At 35.5% G+C, this 19,395-nt stretch carries 18 protein-coding genes and 1 pseudogene; 1 reads left to right on the plus strand and 18 read right to left on the minus strand.

The genetic code is table 11. From position 1 onward, the window contains the following. Window positions 1-186: 186 nt before the first annotated feature. The 10 genes from LBP67_02565 to LBP67_02610 all read right to left on the minus strand — a co-directional run bounded on the left by LBP67_02565 (window position 187) and on the right by LBP67_02610 (window position 7,260). Entirely contained in the window at window positions 187-771 is a 585-nt protein-coding gene (locus LBP67_02565) for a TetR/AcrR family transcriptional regulator (protein ID MDR2083862.1), read from the minus strand. Window positions 772-828: 57 nt separating this feature from the next. Next, on the minus strand, window positions 829-1,563 hold the full coding sequence (locus LBP67_02570) for an outer membrane lipoprotein-sorting protein (GenBank protein MDR2083863.1): 735 nt from the start codon (window positions 1,561-1,563) through the stop codon (window positions 829-831). 47 nt (window positions 1,564-1,610) lie between these two features. Then, window positions 1,611-2,882: an ABC transporter permease gene (locus tag LBP67_02575; GenBank protein MDR2083864.1), complete on the minus strand. Its 1,272-nt coding sequence runs from the start codon at window positions 2,880-2,882 to the stop codon at window positions 1,611-1,613. 29 nt (window positions 2,883-2,911) lie between these two features. Beyond that, window positions 2,912-3,277, minus strand: coding sequence for a four helix bundle protein (locus LBP67_02580; protein ID MDR2083865.1), 366 nt, complete (start codon window positions 3,275-3,277; stop codon window positions 2,912-2,914). Between the two features lie 49 nt (window positions 3,278-3,326). Further along, window positions 3,327-4,499 (minus strand): FtsX-like permease family protein, encoded by a 1,173-nt coding sequence (locus tag LBP67_02585; GenBank protein ID MDR2083866.1) that lies wholly within the window; start codon window positions 4,497-4,499, stop codon window positions 3,327-3,329. 35 nt (window positions 4,500-4,534) lie between these two features. Continuing rightward, window positions 4,535-5,227: an ABC transporter ATP-binding protein gene (locus LBP67_02590; protein MDR2083867.1), complete on the minus strand. Its 693-nt coding sequence runs from the start codon at window positions 5,225-5,227 to the stop codon at window positions 4,535-4,537. Between the two features lie 336 nt (window positions 5,228-5,563). Continuing rightward, complete coding sequence (locus LBP67_02595) at window positions 5,564-6,106, minus strand: hypothetical protein (protein ID MDR2083868.1); 543 nt, start codon at window positions 6,104-6,106, stop codon at window positions 5,564-5,566. Next, window positions 6,107-6,475 carry an isoprenylcysteine carboxylmethyltransferase family protein gene (locus LBP67_02600; protein ID MDR2083869.1) on the minus strand — a complete coding sequence of 123 codons (369 nt, stop codon included), beginning with the start codon at window positions 6,473-6,475 and terminating at the stop codon, window positions 6,107-6,109. 15 nt (window positions 6,476-6,490) lie between these two features. After that, window positions 6,491-6,685, minus strand: coding sequence for a hypothetical protein (locus tag LBP67_02605; GenBank protein ID MDR2083870.1), 195 nt, complete (start codon window positions 6,683-6,685; stop codon window positions 6,491-6,493). A gap of 422 nt (window positions 6,686-7,107) precedes the next feature. Beyond that, window positions 7,108-7,260, minus strand: a complete 153-nt coding sequence (locus LBP67_02610) for a hypothetical protein (protein ID MDR2083871.1) — start codon at window positions 7,258-7,260, stop codon at window positions 7,108-7,110. Between LBP67_02610 and LBP67_02615 the strand changes: the two genes are divergently transcribed. Next, the gene (locus LBP67_02615; GenBank protein ID MDR2083872.1) at window positions 7,259-7,831 is read left to right on the plus strand and encodes a helix-turn-helix domain-containing protein; all 573 of its coding nucleotides are present in this window, start codon (window positions 7,259-7,261) and stop codon (window positions 7,829-7,831) included. The genes LBP67_02610 and LBP67_02615 overlap by 2 nt on opposite strands. Before the next feature lie 414 nt (window positions 7,832-8,245). Here the strand turns inward: LBP67_02615 and LBP67_02620 are convergent, their stop codons facing one another. From LBP67_02620 to LBP67_02655, 8 genes and pseudogenes are all read right to left on the minus strand, one after another. Then, on the minus strand, window positions 8,246-8,437 hold the full coding sequence (locus LBP67_02620; GenBank protein MDR2083873.1) for a winged helix-turn-helix transcriptional regulator: 192 nt from the start codon (window positions 8,435-8,437) through the stop codon (window positions 8,246-8,248). Further along, on the minus strand, window positions 8,433-9,233 hold the full coding sequence (locus tag LBP67_02625) for a hypothetical protein (protein ID MDR2083874.1): 801 nt from the start codon (window positions 9,231-9,233) through the stop codon (window positions 8,433-8,435). Before LBP67_02625 ends, LBP67_02620 begins: the two co-directional genes overlap by 5 nt. A gap of 11 nt (window positions 9,234-9,244) precedes the next feature. Next, the gene (locus LBP67_02630) at window positions 9,245-9,568 is read right to left on the minus strand and encodes an ATP-binding protein (protein MDR2083875.1); all 324 of its coding nucleotides are present in this window, start codon (window positions 9,566-9,568) and stop codon (window positions 9,245-9,247) included. A 28-nt stretch (window positions 9,569-9,596) separates the two neighbouring features. Continuing rightward, window positions 9,597-10,627: pseudogene (locus tag LBP67_02635) on the minus strand (virulence RhuM family protein). Window positions 10,628-10,646: 19 nt separating this feature from the next. Further along, window positions 10,647-11,336, minus strand: coding sequence for a hypothetical protein (locus LBP67_02640; protein ID MDR2083876.1), 690 nt, complete (start codon window positions 11,334-11,336; stop codon window positions 10,647-10,649). Between the two features lie 2 nt (window positions 11,337-11,338). Next, entirely contained in the window at window positions 11,339-14,185 is a 2,847-nt protein-coding gene (locus LBP67_02645) for an SAM-dependent methyltransferase (GenBank protein MDR2083877.1), read from the minus strand. Window positions 14,186-14,230: 45 nt separating this feature from the next. Then, entirely contained in the window at window positions 14,231-17,917 is a 3,687-nt protein-coding gene (locus tag LBP67_02650; GenBank protein MDR2083878.1) for an N-6 DNA methylase, read from the minus strand. Between the two features lie 151 nt (window positions 17,918-18,068). Beyond that, window positions 18,069-19,166 carry a Fic family protein gene (locus tag LBP67_02655; GenBank protein ID MDR2083879.1) on the minus strand — a complete coding sequence of 366 codons (1,098 nt, stop codon included), beginning with the start codon at window positions 19,164-19,166 and terminating at the stop codon, window positions 18,069-18,071. Between the last annotated feature and the right edge of the window lie 229 nt (window positions 19,167-19,395).

Consider the following 19,395-nt stretch of genomic DNA (forward strand, 5'->3'; position numbering starts at 1 on the left):
TGTATATAATTGGTTTCAAACGGTTTTGTATTTCTTATTTAAAAATAAAAGATTCGGAGTTTTAAGAGTTTCATTATTTATTGTTGCGATTCTTTATTATTACTTTTATTTTCTATTTGGATATTTTTTGGAATTTATCGTAAGACTTATAAATGCGTAATATTCTAATCTTTAAATTCTTGAATTTTAATACTTTTCCTCATCATTAGTTATTCCGTACAAAAACAGCTTTGTTATTTCGGTCGTAAAATCACGGGTGTTGTCATATATTTGAAAAATACGTTTATCTTTAGCAATCTCTTGCATTTTATCGATAGCAAGCATAATGAGTTCTACCGAAATATCATTCCGCATTTCGCCTTTCTGTTGTGCTTCTAGAAAATGTTTTTTTGTGAAATTCAATCCTTTATGAATCCAGCCTTGAATATATTGTGCAATTTCGGGATCAGTATCGGTATAAAGATTCTGAATAATAACCATTTCCGAATTCTTTGAACGTTCGACTTTCATTACTACAATCTGTTTCATTTTCTCGGCAAAAGGAATGTTGGAACCCATCATAGCATCAAATTTATCCATAGCTTCACCGAAAAGCAGGTCTAACATGCTTTTTGCTGCCTCTAATTTGTTGGAAAAAAATTTGTAGAAAGTCATTTTACTCACATTGGCGGCGCGACAAATATCTTCTACCGTTACCTTCCGAAATTCGTATTTATAAAATAAGTCCTTAGTTGCGTTGAGAATGTCGATTTGTTTTTTGTTTACTTCCATAAGAAATTTAAATTTTTGAATATTTGAATCTTTAAGTCTTTGAATTTCTGAATTTCCCTATTGCTTCAATCCTGCTTTGCTGAAAATATGTTCGGGAATAGTTTTATCAAATTCTATACTATTGATGATATAGTCTGTTCCATCGCCATTGCTGAGCATGTCTTTGTAATTCATCATCATGGGAAACCAACGCTTTCCGATTTTTCGAATATCGGAAAGCGTAATTCGTTTTAACAGTTGCCCGCTTTTGGCAAATAACTCCTGTTTCAATGGAATAAAGCGTTCTTTATCCACCCAAATGCTTTGCGTATGATAAGCAACGTCATCTGCTTTGGCGGTAAGTTTGAGAACGAAACAATTTCGTCCGTCAATGGTTTCTTCCCCTGTAATAACCGATGTATAAGTGTCTTGCAGCTTTCGGTCGTCCATCATATCTTCATACGAAAGGTCGGAACCCATTACCGATTGACGTAACATGTGTCCCGAAATCATAATTGTACGGTCTGTAGAAGGTGAATAAACCCAAAGTTCTTTGTCTAATTTCAACATTTTTGTTCCCTTGTCGCGAGCAGGAGAAAGATATTCTGTAAAGGATTTTTTCTCGCCTTCGACATAGCTTTTCGAAGTCAGGGTACGGTCGTTGCGTTTTCCGTGAATAATCATTGTTGATTCGATAACCCGACTTTCTGCCGACATGTTTTTGTCGATTTTGTCCAGAATTTCCGTTGCGGTTTGAGCAAATAAACCCAAAGTCGAAAAGATTGCAATTGTGAATATTGTTATTTTTTTCATTTTTTAAAATTTTGAATATTTAAATTTTTAAATCTTTGAATTTCAAATCAATCCAATTCCTTAAATAACATAGCCGTTTTCCGTTTGTAGATTGCTCTTCCGGCTAAGGCGGTACCGATAAAAATGGATAGTACTCCCGGAATAAATCCGATGTAAAATAGTCTCGACCGGACTTCGGCGCGTATCACGGGGTCAATCATCATAGACAAATTGTCCATCATACTGCCGTAATCAATTCCGTGTTTACTCAGATAGGAACATAGAAGAATGCCGAAAAACGTTCCGAAAATTGAACCGATGATTCCGATAAATAAGGATTCTGTTAGTAAGGAACGATAGATATGTCCTTTGGATTCACCCATTGCGAGCCGAACGCCAAATTCATTGTAACGCCGGATTCCGCCCAAAAGTCCTGTGTTCCAGAGAACAACTGAAAGAGCTAACATCAACAATAAAACAATTATCAGCGACATATTATCTACGTAAACCAACATTTGCTTCATCATGTTTTGGTCGGCAAGCTGCTGCATAACAGGAGCGTATTCATCTTTATCGTCTGCACACAGCGCATTGAATTGAGTTTTGATTTTTTCGGCCTGCAGATTGTTGTAATGTTCTTGAGGAAGATATCCGTAAATTTCGCTTGCCGCATTATCCATGTCGAGCAAAGTTTGAGCATCCGAAATATCCAGAATAACAGCTCCTTTATCTAACATTCCTGTCCCAAAACGAGCAATTCCGGCAACGATATAATTAACAAAAGTCATTGAACCGTACATCGTTGAACCAAAAAATGTAACTTCGTCACCGGGCTTTACGCCGTAATTCTGAGCAAAATCGTAACTGACAATTATTTCTCCTTGTTTTTTTATTAAGTTGCCATCGACAATTGATTTTTGAAGATTAATTCGTTGCGATTCTTTACTTTTTGATGAAAGCAGATTATATGCCGTTCCGCTTACAGGTCCCTGTGCTTTAGTTTCGCCGTTTTCATCGGGAATATCTAACAAACCGCCAAAGTAAATACGTTCGTTCCAATCTACATTGGGGAAATCTTGCCGGAGTTCGTCCATTACAACATCTACATCAAGCAGAGCCAGGTCGTTAGGCTTTTGCTCCTCATTTTGCAGATAGGCACGAGTCGTTACCTTAAGATGCCCGGTTTGAAAATTTGCAGTCATTTTTATCATGTTGCTCATCATTCCGCCGATAAATCCATCCAAAAATACGACAAAAAATACACCGATAGTAACCACAATCACAGGTAGAAGGCTGCGGCGTTTGTCTCGGATAATACCTTTTAATAGAAATTTATTCATGGTGATAGTTGTGAGATTTATGTTATGAGTTATGATTTGTTTTTGAGATTGTTTTTCTTTGTTAGGATAGAGCTTCTAATCATTTTTAGAATTTCTGTTGCATTGTAGTTGTGCTTTGTAAATACGTCCGATTCTATATAGTTCTTTGCTTTTAATAACTCTAACCAATAAGTTTTTTCATAGCATTCTTTTTGAGTAATTGCTAATTTATGAATAAGATCCATAGAACTTTCTGCATTTTGATTTTCTCGGATATTAGCCCCAACAGAAATTGATGATTTTAAAAATTGCTTACTCATAACAAACTCTTTTTTAGTTTCTGTAAGAAATTTATATAACTCAATGCATTCAATTGCAAAGAGAAATGATTTATCTTTTAATATACTTTTTGCCATATACTTTCATTTTAAAATTTTACTATTCCACTCATCTCATAACTCATCACTACTCAATCTTCCCCTTTAACGCATAAACCACATTCTGTTTGGCGATTTTTCGAGCGGGGATGTAGCTGATGAAAGCGGATAAAATAATGATGATAAACAAAGTTGTGATTATGCTTGAAAAGTTATAAACCGGATACATCGCATCTCCCATTACTACGCCGATATCTTGGAAAGAACCGGGAATACTGAATCCGTATTTTTTGAATAAAATCAGCAATGGCGTTCCCCAAATTATTCCTGCAGCAACGGCGAGAATACTGTAACAAGTTCCTTCGAGAGTAAATAATCCTATAACCTTTCGAGGTGTCATTCCTAAGGCTATGTAGGTTCCGATTTCTTTCTGACGGCGGAATATAGATAATGTTTGCGTATCAAAAACAGCTAATAATGAAATTGATAATAGCAGGATGAAAACTACAGCCGACTCCATAGATGCACTCTTTTGCATCTCCTCAATGTCTGCCAAAAGATATTTTAAATCGTGAAAAATCCATTGATTTACATTATTTATGGGACAATCTTTCGATTTTACAATATAAGTTGCTTCGCCATGCATTTCGGTCATATTGTATAAATCGTTGATATTCATCCAGATTTTCCCTGCATCTGTAGTCGGAATTTTATTGTTGAAAATTCCTGCAATTACAACTTCCTGTGCATCAAAAACGCCATTTTTGTCTCGCCAGCGAAGCATTACCCTGTCGCCTTTTTTGAGTTCGGCAGAATTTGCCATTCTTTCGCCAATGATAACTTGTATATCTGCTTTATTTTCAGTCCGTAATAAATCGACAGGAATTTCTAAAACGGATTGCTCAATGCCAATTCCGTTTAGAATTATATTTTGCATTCTTCCTTGCGGATAAATGGTTGCTTGAGTGAGTAATACAGGAGCCGCATTGCCACTTTCCACATAAGAAATAAGTTCTGACGGAATTTGCCCATGAGCGTCTTGAAGACTGAAAATATCGTATCGATCATATTTCGGATGCCAAAACTGCCCGTCTCCCATTTCCCATTTTATAGATTCTTCTTTCGATTCCTCCACCCATCCGTCAATCAATCCATTGAAAGCTACAGTAATAACCATTGTAAAAGAAAGCACAAATACATTGAGCCAAGTGCGTTTTCCTGCTCCGAGTATGTTTTTAAATGCAGTACGTATTGTTAACATATTGTTTACTTTATTTAGATTAAATTTTTAAATCGTCAAATAAGCTCATCTTTCTCCACTTTTCCATCGTTTAGAGATACAATGCGGTTTAGATATTGCATTACCTTTTCGTCGTGGGTGGCAAAAATAAAGGTTGTATTTAATTCTTCATTTAGTTTTTTCATGGTTTGAAGAATGGTATGCGAGTTTTTCGCATCCAGATTGGCGGAAGGTTCGTCGGCAAGAACAATGGTCGGGCGTTTTACCATTGCGCGTGCAATAGCAACACGCTGGCTTTCGCCGCCGGATAGTTGAGACGGACGAGAATCTGCTTTGTCGGTAAGTCCGACCCACTCAAGAGATTCCATGACCATTTTATTGCGTTTTTCGGATGGAATTTTTTGCAGGAGCAAGGCAAATTCTACATTTTCATATACCGTATAAACAGGCAAGAGATTGTAACTCTGGAAAATAAACCCAATATTTTCATTTCGTAATTTAGCAGATTCTTTTGCTGTAAGTTTGTCAATGGAATGATTCATTACAATTGCTTTGCCCTCAGTTGGCACATCAAGAGAACCGATAATATTGAGTAAAGTGGTTTTCCCTGAACCACTTGGTCCCACCAAACCGGCAAATTCTCCTTCGCCAAACGAAAGATTAATTTTGTTCAATGCAGTAAAAAATCCGTCTCCGACAGGAAATTTTTTCACTAAATCATTTAATTCTATAATTGTTTTTGCTTTCATAAAAACTTAGCATTAAGTTTAAAATTTATATAATCAGATAAATAGACAATCAATTTATATATTAATTTCTGTTTACGATTCGAAAGCAAATATACGATTGTTTTATTATGTGACGATAATCGTATAATTTATTTTTAAAATTCTGATTTTGATTGAAGAAATGTAGGAAAATTTTTGTAATTATCTGTATTTTAGGTTGGAAATTTTATTACAGCAGAATTTATCTTCTGAATAAAATCATATATTTTTACTACAAATGGCACTAAACTTTATGAGACTTGGCATTTGGAAGAGGTAAAATCGCAATGAATTGTTAAACCACGACAAAGTTCTGCATTACGCCGAAACGCTTGTACAGGTATTTTCTTTCGATTCTTTACCTGACCGTTCTATTATTTTATTCCATTTTTTTTGTCTGTGCTTATAAAAACCTATACTCCAAAGAGCAGTAAAGTATGTAAATATTCCTGAATGCAATTCGACAATATCTGTGTAGAAGGTTTTCCCATCTTGTGTTTCATTCAGAATAATCAAGTGATTCCAAATACGAACAATTTTATTGTGTTCTTTTGATTGTATTTCTTTTCTGCTCTGATCGATATTTTCCAATAGAATTTCATGTTTTCCAAAAGGAATAAATCCGTAAATGAAAAGTTTGAATTTATAAATAACGTTTTCTTCCCATTTTTCCGGCATCTTGGAAACACTTTTAAAAGAGGCTTTGGGTTTGCATATTTCTATAAGTGTTTCAATATCGAGTAATTTTTCCCACATTATTTCAGGCGAGCAATTGAATGTAGAACTTACGGATATTTTTCTTCCGATACGATTTTTGCCGTTCTTATCTTTTAATTCTATTTTCTCGTTTGTGGTTTTCATTTATAAATATCTTCGGGTTCGCTTTTTATACTCAATATATTTTTCTTCGAATGCCGATAATAAGAATTTCTCTTCTTGTTTTATTTGCAAATGTAACATAATCATGGCCCAAATGGTAAAGAAAAGCAATATCCAATTAAAAAACATAAGCAGAATGCCCAGATAAACTAAATCGAAAGCCAGAAAAGCCGGATTACGACTTATTTTGAAAATACCTTTTGTAACCAGTTCTGTTTTGTCTTTTTCCGGTATTCCTGCTCTCCAGCTATCCTGCATTGTATAAACAGCAACACCAAAAATCGCAACACCTAATATTCCTAAAACAGAACCAGCAATTTTAACCGGGAAACAGGAAATCGTTGTATTCATAAAAATGCTCAGAATTTAAACCACAACAATACTGTAAGTTGCTAATTTCATTGCTATTTCTATTCTGAAAAGTCTTTTTGATTTCTTCCCGCGAGCTATTTGGTCCGTTTGAATTCCCTTTTTTCTTTGTGCAATCATTTTTCCGATATAAATTGCATAGAAAAATATCAAAATCAGTATTGCAATAATTTGAAAAATCACATCAATCATTTTTTTATTATTTTATAATTCTTGTATCATAACCTGATTCCTCATAACGCTTGTTGGGGGTTGCTTTACTGCTTATTTCTTCATTGTCGTTTTCTATATGTAGAAATCCGATTTGTAAAAGTACAATTTTTCTTTAAACAATTATGAACTCGGATCGGAAAATACTTGGTCAGGTTGTGAGAATATATTTATCGGATTGAATAATATAACTCTCGGACGAAAGAATTACAAACTCGGACACTAAAATATTAAACCCGTATGCAAGAATATCAATCTCGGATAAAAAAAATACAATCCCCCTTTGGGAAAATTACAAATGCGGATAATGGAATATCAAAAGCGGACGGAAGAATGTAACTTATAACAGAAATAAGCCTTGCGAAGCAAGGCTTATTTCTGTTATCGGTTTCGAGTTTTATGCTCTATTTCGGGCGAGAAAACTCTAATTTGCTTACTTGTTTGAATTGGGGCGAAGTTGCTCCGAATACGGATTTGACATATTTCTTTACTTCTAAAGCTGTATCGACCATACCCGATTTTTCTTTTTTATACATAAGATTGTCATCCAAATTCATGAGCGAAATTCTGTTTCGTTTTCCGCCTGCTTTTGTGGGTTATATTAAAGAAAACAACACGCATGAATATGGCGAATTAGAATTCGATAAATTTTACCGACATTGCTTTTGTTCTTTGAAACTGTATTACGGGGACGAAGAAAATCTTTTTTGCAGAGAAATAATCATGAATACGCTACGTAATTTTTTCTTGGACGTTTACGATAAAATAAAAAGACACGAATCGCTGGAACATTCTTCCCGCTCGCGTAAGACGGGGATAATGGAACGATTTTGCAGTTTGGTATTGAAACATTTCAAAACCAGCAGAGAAGTTTCATTTTATGCCGAAAAACTTCATATTACGCCCAAATATCTTTCAGCAATATTGAAAGAATTGGATATGGATAAACGTTCCGCAAAAGAGTGGATTGACAGCTGTACGGTTGTGGAAATTAAACTTCTGCTGAAATCAACCGAACTTTCGATTCAAGAAATAAGCAATGAGCTTAATTTTCCCAATCCATCGTTTTTTTGTAAATATTTTAAGAGCTGTGTAGGCATGTCGCCCAAAGAATATCGAGAGTGTTGAGAAATCAATCAATATGCCATTCAACAAATTGGCAATAAACTGAATTTTTCGTTCTCAACGTTTTTGGGGAAATTCTTCAAGCGTGTTGCTGGAATTTCATCGAGGGACAATAAAGGATATAATCAGTTATTTAACGCACTATCGCTCGCCAAAGTTACCGCCAATGGTCGGCGGCTTGGCGAAGGTGGCGGCTAACTGCTGTTTGTGCGGGGACGAACGCTTGAAAATCCGACAGGACTTTCTGCGGGCGACACCCGCATTACGGCAAACTGCTTGTTATATGCCGTATAATTCAGTTCCACTTCCTTTATTTTTCTAATTGTGCCAATTATGAGCCATTAAATATTTGTTTAAACAAAAGATAATCAGAAATATATGCATTATGACACTTATTTTTGAGCCGTTAATGAGCCGTTAATATCCTCGTTTAAAATAGTATTCAACTCCTCTTCTTCCAACATTTTTCATTTCCAACCACTTTTCCGTTTGTTTGAGTAAGCGTGTCGCTGTTGGTTTACTTGTGTTCAACAATTTTTGCACTTCCGAATTGTTGATACTTCCGTTAGCAATCACATATTTTATGATTTGTATTATTTTTTCATTAATATTTTCCGCTTTCAGTTGCGTATGTACGGTTAGTGTAATATGTGAGCATTAAACCGCCTACATTTTTAATTACAGGCGGTAATTGCTTATTGTCCAATACGGATTTAATAATTTTGCGATAACCTCTGCCCCAAACTTCTATGTCGCCGCTACGGAAAAGCGTATTGGCAATATCAGGATTGTACGGAATAGAAGGGTGTTTTTGCAAAAGTTTTTCAATGGTTATGGAATGAGGCAACTGCCCTGAATTCCAAAAAACAATACGGTCGGGATAAACGCTAATCTGAATCGGAACGCCCGAAGTATAGTCTTTGTGAGCAATAGCATTCAGAAGACTTTCTCGCAAAGCAGCTATCGGGAAAGTGGGTTTTTCTCGTCGAGAAACTCCTTCGTATGAAATAGCGTAAACGACATATTTACTTTTCAGTAAATCAAATGCTTTGTCGATTTGTTCCATTAGCGATCCGTGTATTCCATCTTGAAAAGCCAAATCGTCGTCATCGCCTTGAAAAAAGCCGATTTTTATGTAAGCTCCCGTTACAAATCTTTCGGGTTTGGGGTGGAAAAATAAAATTGCCGCTCGTTTCAGATTGCCCGAAGTATCATCTATCAATTGTAAATCTTGCAATAAATGTTTGGTGCCGTCATTCAAAACATCTTCGTCAACGCGACCGCTTTGGGCGGCTTCGTTGCGGAAACGCTGTAAGGCAATTAGCGACAAATCTTCAATTGCAACATTTGGAATTGGCACGCTGTCCCAATGTTTTCCCTGCTTTTTCAACAGAAACTTATCCAATGCCGAACCTTTTAATTCTTGCTTGGTACTGCCCTGCGAAGATGATACTCGCCTTTGTAATTCACAGGGTTGGAGTGAGGTTCAACTATGATTTCAATATAATCGCCCTGCTCGGTTTGGTGCAAATTTACATCGGCAACAATGCCTAAAATTGCCGTTATCTTGTTTGGTAAATCTTCTAACAATTTTTTTGCGTTTTTCAAACCTACAACATTGCCGTTATCATTTTTTCCTATGAATAATGTTCCGCCTTGTGCATTGGCAAAACCGCATATCCATTTCAGAAATTCGTCTCGCCATGAGGATTTGTATTCTATATTTTGAGTTTCGGACATAATTATTTGAATTTGGATTCAGCGAATTTCAACCATTATTTTCTTCTTCTTTTTTATTGTCCGATTGTGCTTTCAACTCTTTGATTGCCCTATCGAAATCACTTTCATATTGCAACATTTCTTTGCGGCGATAAACTTCAAATTCCTGAGTTGCTTTTTCAATAGCCTGTTTATGAGAGATCATTCCTGCATTGCTAAGCAAGGACGATTGCCAACAGAGAGAATATTATCCAGTTTCTCTATCCATTGTTGCATGGTCATAGTGTGCTGTTCGATAGCTTGCAATTCGGCAAAGTCAAGATATTGAGATACTAATAAATTCAAGACTTGCAATTCTTTCTCCGACAAGTAGTTTTTTGCAATCTTTACATCGTCTCGTGTAATATAATTTCCTTTAAAACTGGTCATGCCGACCATTGGTTTGTCGGCATCAACACGCTGATAAATTACTTCTGCAGCAGTATGTTGTTGTGCTGCATAATGCATTTTATTTTGCACAATGGCAAAAAACTGACGAGTAATATCGGCTTGTTGGTCGTAATCAATTGCTGTAGCATAAATATCGGTTACTTGCTGATACAAATTGCGTTCACTTGAACGAATATCTCGAACGCGTTGTAACAATTCCCTAAAATAGCGATTGCCGTTTCCTTTCAGGCGTTCATCGTCAATGGCAAATCCTTTTTGGATATATTCATGTAGGCGTTGAGTCGCCCATTGACGAAATCGGGTTGCAACTTGCGATTTCACACGATAGCCGACAGCGATAATCATATCTAAATTATAGTTAGGAACATTACGTTTCACGGATCGCCTGCCTTCCATTTGAACCTGTAAGAAATCCTTACAAGTTCGTTCTTCCTGTAATTCAACTTCTTGATAAATATTTCGAATGTGCTGAACAACATTTTCGCGCGTAGTATCAAACAGCATTGCTATTTGTTGTTGCGATAGCCAAACATCCTTGCCATCAAAACGGACATTGACGTTGGTTATGCCGTTATCATCTTGATAGAGGATAAATTGGCTTTGGGTGGGTTGGATTTTATCGTCGGACATGATTATATCTTTCAAAAAATCAAATATTTACCCAAAAGTGCTGTAGGACAATTTGTCCTAAATTATTCTCCCGTTCATGTAAAGATACGTATCTGTTACATTTTTCCGACATTTGCCCTTGCAAACAATCATTTGCAGTCCAAATGATAGGAAATTCATTTTCAAGATTAGTTATCCAACCATTTATTTGCGATAGCCAATAGGACGCATCATTGGACTGAATATATCCAATAATTACAGAAAAAGGTAGGTTAGAGGCATGTTTGCCTTCTTTGAATCGTTGAATCCCACCATTCCCTTTGAATTTTTTATTAGTCTTATCAACAATTACATATTCTCTTTCATCGCGTGTTTTTCCAGCGTTAGGCGTGGGTAACCGTTTGGATTCAATCCAACAGAAGAGAGGACGATTACTAGCAAGATATTTACGTCCAAGCCTGACTCCTATATCGGTTCTATTTCTACCTTGTTTACTCTGATTGGTAAACTTGAATGTTTTATTTTCATCCAAATTAAGAGACTCTATTTTATCTTCAAAAAAACTTACCAAATCTTCGGTAATATCATCTTCTTGGTCAATTTGTTTCCCTTTATTTGTTTTGCTCAATGGAGTAAAATCAGGCAAGCTACACTCAATGAAACCAAATAAATTTTCATAAATGGGTAGAGAAGATGGGGGAATACCTGTATTATTTGAAATTATCTGCATAATTAATGTGTTAGAATATCATCAAATGTTTCGTCCGCATCTCTCAATGCTTTACTTTTCAACCAAAATCGCAATTGTTTCGGCTTGATTATTCGTATGATATTATTTTCATTATCATAATATCGTATGATTTTATGAATTTTTGCACTTTCTGACGGATTCCATTCTGTCAATAAATCGACTAATGAATCTTCTCGCTTCTCAAAAGATATTTTAGATACTTTTTCATCTGTGTATTTTAATTCACAAACAAAATAAGCATCTCCTTGCATTAAGTTAATCAACTTATACTGTTTCCCATCAGAAGAATAGTATCTATTCAGATTTTCGGAATAAATGTGAGCAAAATCAATTAAATTTTCTTTACTCGCAATTTCTGTATTTATTGGCGACTTTTCTCCTTGTCCAAATTCTTCTAATGTATACTTTATTACATCATCAATGATAATTTTGTCTGATTCAGAAATATTATCCCGATTTGGGAAATAGGGAGTTTCTTTTAAATCAACCAATTCGAACACATAAGGACTTCTAATCCCTTGCCGACCACTTATAGCCGTAATATAAAAAGCGATTAAATCGGAATATTCATTAAAATAATTCTTCAGTGATTGTATTTTTTCAGGAGTTCCCTTAAATTCAATCCCATCAAATGTTCTTTTCTTGAAATCTTTAGCAGAAATTTCCGTAGGGAACATTCCTTTTGTAATATTTTTTTTAATACCCCAACAATCAAGTCTGTTTTTAGGTGTGAATATTTCTTTCTCAAACAATAATAACTCCTTTACTATCTTTTTCTCTACTCCATCAAACAAGTCATCTTCAAATACAGTACCTGATATTGTTATTTCATTAGATGCACACCAAGTTTTGAAGTTAGGTTCAATCTTATTAAAATTGTCAATAATATCGCAAACTCTGAAACCACCTAATAAGTTGCATTTCCATACATTCAATTTATCAACAGCCAAATTTTTTGGAACTTGATAAAAATCATAATGGTCAAACTCAAAATAAAAACGTTCTTTGCTTTGTTTCGTGCGTTTTGCCGTGATATGTAATATAGGAAATTCTGTTGGTTGGTTGCAATCAACAAAAATAGCCAATGAGGCAACTGTAGCTTCAAACAAAACTCTACGAAGAAAAGTAAAATCAATAATTTGTTTGATATTATATGTCGAGAATAGATTCTTCCTGAAAAACAAAGAATTATCGGTATATAATAATGAGCCAGAAGGAAGTATTAAACATAATTTTCCTTTTTTTTCTTCAAGAAGGTGCATTGCTTTTTCAAGAAAAAGTAAGGCAAATTCTTTTTTAGGATTTTTAAATTTTATCGGAAATTTATCGTTTAATAGTTCTATATAGTACTCATACGTTTTTTCATTTAATTTCCTTTTATTAAACGGAGGGTTACCTATTACTAAGTCGTAATCATAGCGAGTATTATCTTGTATCAAATACTCAAAAAAATCTTTTTGCACGAGATTTCCATCCGCTTTTAAATCAATAAATTGAAGTTCCGTCCATATTTGCTTTGGAGTTAGCATGGAACATAATGCTAATTGCAAACTGAACATTGACAAATTTATCGAATTGGGATTTACATCGACTCCGAAAATATTTTTTGACAGGATACCCTTTAATATTTTAGGATTAGTATCAGCTAATTTATTTTGAGCAATATTTTTAATTCGCCAACGCTGCACAAGTCTTTTGTATGCAGCAACGAGAAAAATTCCCGAACCACAGGCAGGATCCATAAGTTTTATATTCTCGTCTAAATTGTTCAATGGCAAATTTTCGTCAATTAGTAAATTTACCACAAAACTTGGAGTGTAAACCGCACCTGTATCTTTTTTATTATTCGTCCCTATTTTAGGAATAAATTCTTCATAAAAATTACTAATCAACTCAATAGGAATATGTTCAAAAGAATATTCCTTCCATCCAAATAAATTATTTTTATATCCCGCTTCAAAAAAATGAGATAAAATGCTAATATCTGATTTTTGAAGTTCCTCCTTGAAATTATCATCTATATGAAAAATTCCGCCATTGAAATGCTTTGTTAATTCGGTTAAGAGACAATGTAATTTATTGTTAAATATGATACTTTCTAATTTTTCATACCCTGTTGCTTTCTTGAAAAATGCACATGCATAATTTTCTCCGTTTTTATCTATCCCTGTTTCCTCCAAATACTTAATAAGAATACAGATAATCAAAAGTTTGTCAATCAGAGCATATGATAGTTTACTTTTACGTAATTCATTTCGAACAATGCGTAATCCATTTATCAGTCGTTCGGAGGCAATTTTAGAATCCAAAAAGTTATTTCCAGACAATTGATTTTCCCAGAAACTGCCATTGTTAAAGTTTTGTGCTCGATATTTATTTATTGCATTATTAACATCGGATAAGAAATCTATGCAATCAATCGTTTTCGAGCTAATACTCCCGTCATTATTTGTTTCAACTGGTTTTCTACTGTCGTATATTCTTATTGTTGTTTTATCTATTACAAAAAATACGGCAACTTCACAACTACTCCAAATTTCGCGGTGTTTCTCAGCATAATACTCAGAGTTTTTTTGCTTTTGAATATTATCATACAAATAAATCTGAGCTAATGGCGGACGATTATCATCAAAAAAACGAAAATAAACAGCATCAGCATCGAATAGTTTTGCTTTGTCCAATGCAATTATAATGTACGGAGAGACATCGTCTTGCTTAATATACTCCTCCAATTTATCAACAAGATAAATAGAGGAGTTATCTTGATTTTCAATTTGAAAGTCAAGAGTCTCAAGATTTTTAATATATTCCATTCTCTTTTTATCCATTTTACAAAAGTATTATATTTTCATTATTATATAAAGCATCTCTTTTTATGTTTTTTCAATTATCTTCACTTCCTCCTCCGTCAAACCATACAATTCATAAACCGTTTCGGCTATTTGCGAAGATAGTTGATTACATTCCGTTTTGTATTCGGAAAAATATTCTTCCCATTCGTCTTGTTGTTTGAGGGATAGTGTGATTTTTTGTTTTTTTAGTTCGGCGACAAATCCTTTGAAGTCCGATTCATCGAATTTCTCTAATGCTCCAGTGATTTTTATATTCTCAAAATTATCTTTCAGCCGTGAGATAAAACGCTGGCGTTTGGTTTGAAGTTCTGCGTTCAACGAAAGCATTAAATCGGCTTTTTCGATAAAGGGTTGTTGAGCGGAGAGTGGAATTTGTTTGATTGGAAGTAATCCTAAATGAAAAGCTTTTACTTGTGCCATCACTTCGCCTTTTTCAGGATTGATTGTCCAATAAAAATAATTCAGGAGTTTTGAATTTAAAATGCTCAATGCATATTTAAGATTGTAGTCAGAATCTTCCTTGTTCAATAAAATGTGAGTATTATCTCGCATAATAAACCCTTTTGTCACCAAAGCGCCTATTAAACAATCGCTTGTTTGTCTGAAAATCAATTTTTCTTCCGCTTCAAAAATGAATTTATCTCTTGGAGCGGCAAGCCATTCGCCATATTGTATCCAATAATCATGGTTCCATAATAATTTGTATCTATGAAAATAACTTCCTCCAATAAGCGGAGAAAATGAATCATCTTTTTTAATTTCCGAAGTAAAAGGCTTTTCTTGCATTGTAACCGAAGTTTGTGCAGGTTTTCCTTTTCCTTTTTCGTAAGGCTTAACTCCGTTTTTTATGATAAATTCGTCTTTTACAAGTTCAGATTGTTTAAGAATTTTATCTTTCAACGCATAATCCTCTTCGGTAAGAAAAAGATTGTAGTAATCTTGCTTTGTAAGTGTCAGTTGTGGGAGAATGTGTTTATTATCAATATTTGAATTGTTTAAGAATAAAATTGAGATATTATTTTCAGCCCGATTTTGTTTTTGAACGATTAATGTGTCACAATCAACTGTGGCATCGGCAAAAACTTTATTCGCGTGTTGAATTATTTGTAAAAGTTGAAATTCGCCGTCCGATATTTTTTTTCTGAAATCTTTTGCTCCTTCAATCAATCGCCATGTATTAGGAGTAATAAAACCAAGAACTCCATTTTGTTTCAAAATACATTCCAATGAAATTGCATAGAAAACAAAATAGGTATCATTCATCGAGTTGGTAATTCCCCAATTTGCAAATCGTTTTGTCAAAAATGATATTTGTTTATTGTCGATTTTTGCTCCATACGGCGGATTTCCAATCACCACATCAAAACCGCCTTTATATTCGGTACGGAAAGCGTGTTCGAAGTCGGTTTCTATTTCGGCTATCTCTTTGACAAGGGAGCATGCCCTCTTGTTGGTGGTATCGGCATCGCTATCGGCGAGTCCGTGTTTTACGCGGTTATTTCGGATATATTCTACCGTATTCCACAGTTGCTCATCGGAAGTTATTTCCTTACAACCGAACTTTTGCGTCCATAACGGGACTTGCGTTTCTCCTCTTTTTTCTTCGACAAGAGGGCGGCATGCCGTTTCCTTTTCTTTGACAATGGGGCATGCCCCATTGTTATATGGAATCGTTACGCCCCGTGCTATATTACAGGCTCGTGCGGTCATCGACTTTATTTTTCCGACTATTTTAGGAACTTCCTCTTCTTCACATACCAAAAGCAAATGCAAATGATCTACGCAAATATTGTACGCCATTACATTGAGTCCGTCTTCTTTTACTATTTTGGCAATGGTCTCTGTTATAATCTGTTCATCGTTATCACTAAGTGGATATACTTGCGGTTCGGGCAAAGTGCCGTTATATCGTTTTTGACGAACCTTATAATCAATCATTCGTTGAGAAGTCCGGCTGTCGTGAATAGCTGTCGTGATATGAAAGGCTTTCTTTTCTTTTTCTTTAAACACTTGCGGAAATTCTTTTTGCCAATCGAAGGCTTTGTCGCCGGCAACTTCGGGGTCGGAAATAAGAGAATTGCCGCATTTTATATTGTCGTTCAGAGAATTGAGTTTACGGTTGGGTTTGGCGGTTCGCAACCACAGCGCTAATTTGGCAATCTCAACGCTTTCTTCATTAATATCTACGCCGTAAAGATTATTTTCCAAAATAGCATTTTCTACATCGGGAAATACAAGTCCTCCGCCTAAGAGTTTGGCGGACATTTCGTCGAGAAGATTATGCTCTGCTATCAAAAAATCGAGAGCCGCGTTCAGGAAAGCTCCGCTACCGCAAGCCGGGTCGCAAATAGTCAGTCTGAGCAGCCATTGGCGATAAGCGGTCAGCTTTTCGTCTAATTTCTTTTTGGTGGCAAGTTGTCGTTTTTTATCGGCAAAATATTCCGATTCGTCAATCTCCAATTCTGCTTTTTTCTCCGCACACAATTTACCGAGCGTATTCTCAACAATATAAGTCGTAATATGACGAGGGGTGTAAAATACGCCGTCTTTTTTGCGTTTGCTTTTCTCTACTGCCAAGGGGGCATTCTCTATTGCCAATGAGGCATTCTTTATTGCCAATGGGGCATGCCCCATTGTTGAGGATAGAGCGGAGCTTATCTCTTCTATTTCCGTCAGCGAATTTTCGAAAATATGCCCGAGAATATTTACATCGACTTCGCTTCCAAAGTCGTATTGACTTAATCGAAGCGAATTTTCCTGCAATACTTCGTCGGAGATAAAGATATTGTCCAATATTTCATCGGGTTTGAAAAGTCCGCCGTTATAAGCAAATATATCGTGCTTTTTACCTTTGAAGCCCGTGTTCATATAACCGAAATACTTCTGGAAACGTTCGTACAGCGGGCGATATTCGTCCAATTCTTTCAACTTTTCCCATTGGTTGATAATTTCGGCAATGGAGTTGGGTGGAAGCAGGCTGCGGTCTTCGGCAAAGAAAATAAACAGCAGGCGATCGAGCAACTTTTGCGATTTTTTGAACAGCAACAGCTTGTCGTATTGCGGATTTTGTTCTGTGAGGTTGGCAAACAATTCTCGCTTAAACCGCGAATAATCTTTGTATAACTCTTTGGTTATTTGGTCTTCGTTGCTTACCGATTCGTTTTTGAGCGACTTTGGAAGGTCTTTGCTTATGTTTTCGTACGCCAAACAAAGCCAAAGAACGGCAAATTCATCCGCTGTAAGCGTAAAAAGATTAAATTCAATATGTTCTACTGCTGTGTCAATATAAAATCGCAGTTTTTCGAAATTGGAAGTAACAACATAAACGGCATTGCGGTTGTAGTTTTTATATCCGAAGGCTTGGCTTTCAACCGTTTTAAGGTCGGTAGTTTTCGAATCTTTCAACTCAATAATCGCTCTTACATCGCCGTTTACAAGAATAGCTCCGTCGGCTTTTCGGGAGTTGGTTTCGTTTTTCTTTTCGGTTATCAGGTTGTAGTTCGGAGCTGGATTGAGCATGTAACCCAACACTTTCACAAAGAGCTCCCACAGAAATCCTTCCTGAAATTGTTCTTCTTTGCTGTTTCGGATATTTTCCTGAATGGTTGGGTTATGAAAATAATCAGCATATAATTTGTACGCATAGTTGATTTTCTCAATGTTAGCGGTTATTTGTTTTTTTAAGATTTTCTGCTGAAAGAGGCTCATAAATGACTACTTTTTTTTATCTTCAAAGGTACAATATTTTTTTGAATTGATGTTTTTTACTTTTAGTCGGTTTGTGTATGTACTGCCGCTATATGGCATACAACGCTAAGCATTTTGCCAAACTGCTTGTTGGTGGCAGTGCATTTTTATTTCATTTTTTCAAGGTGTAATTTGCACTTCTTCCGCCGCCTTCTTCTTGTTGTAAAATTTCCTTTTCTATTAAATCTTTAATGTCTCTCAATGCAGTATCCGAAGATATTTTTGTTATTGTTGCCCATTTCGAAGAAGTTAGTTTTCCAAAGAAATCGTCAAACAACTTGTTTATCATCAATCGTTGTCGCTCGTTGATTGAGGTTTCTCTGTGTTTCTCCCAAAATTCTGCCTTGCGTAAAATATTTTGCATACTCTCTTCTGTTTCAAGCAACGCATGTTTAAAACAAGTCAAAAACCAAACTAACCATTGTGTTATATCGCCTTCACTGTGCTGTTCAGTTTTAAGCGTTTCGTAATAAATGTTTTTCTCTTGCTGAATTTGGTTTGATAAACTGTAAAACCGCTCTGAACTATTCTCACTTCGAGCCAATAACGTATCGGAAATTGCTCGTGCAATTCGTCCGTTGCCGTCATCAAACGGGTGAATTATGATAAACCAAAAATGAGCAATAGCAGATTTTAAAACATAGTCTATTCGTATATTGTCATTGTTTATCCATAGAAAAAACTTATTCATTTCCGCTTTTACATCTTTTGCTGGAACAGCTTCATAATGTATTCGTTCTTTTCCCATTGCGCCCGAAACAACTTGTATTTCTTCGGTACGAAATTGTGCAACTTCGATTTTGTGTATTCCGCTGTAACCTGTCGGAAAAAGTGCAGCGTGCCAACCAAATAAACGTTCTTCTGTTAATGGTTTTTTGAAGTTTTGAGTTGCATCAAGCATCATTTCCACAACTCCGTCAACATTTCGAGGCGAGGGAACAAGTCCTGCCGTATTTATTCCCAAGCGACGAGCGATAGATGAGCGCACTTGGTCATAATTCAACTTCTCGCCTTCTATTTCAGACGATTTAAGCACATCAAGTGTAAGCATTTCAAGATTTTTTTCCTCTTTTGAAGAAAAACCAAACGAATGAATTTGTCCTAAAATCTTACCTTGTAATAAGCGAACTTCGCCCAATACAGCACTCACAGCCGCATTTTGCCAAGTGAAATCAGTCCAATTTTCGTATTGATAAATGTATTTTGACATATAAAAATAATTATACGGCAAAGATACAAAATATTTCCCGCATTTTTGCGGTGAATAAAATATTTTTTTACCGCATTTCTAAATTGCTGTGTCGCCAGCACATTGCCGCTAATCGAGTCACGCGAGGGAGTTTCGCCCTTGCGTTCTCACGGAACCGTATGTGACAGTCTCCCGTCATACGGCTCTTCATATTATAAATCACAAAATTACTCATTTGCATTGACATACT

Source organism: Bacteroidales bacterium (assembly GCA_031276035.1).
In the GTDB taxonomy this organism is placed as follows: domain Bacteria; phylum Bacteroidota; class Bacteroidia; order Bacteroidales; family BM520; genus RGIG7150.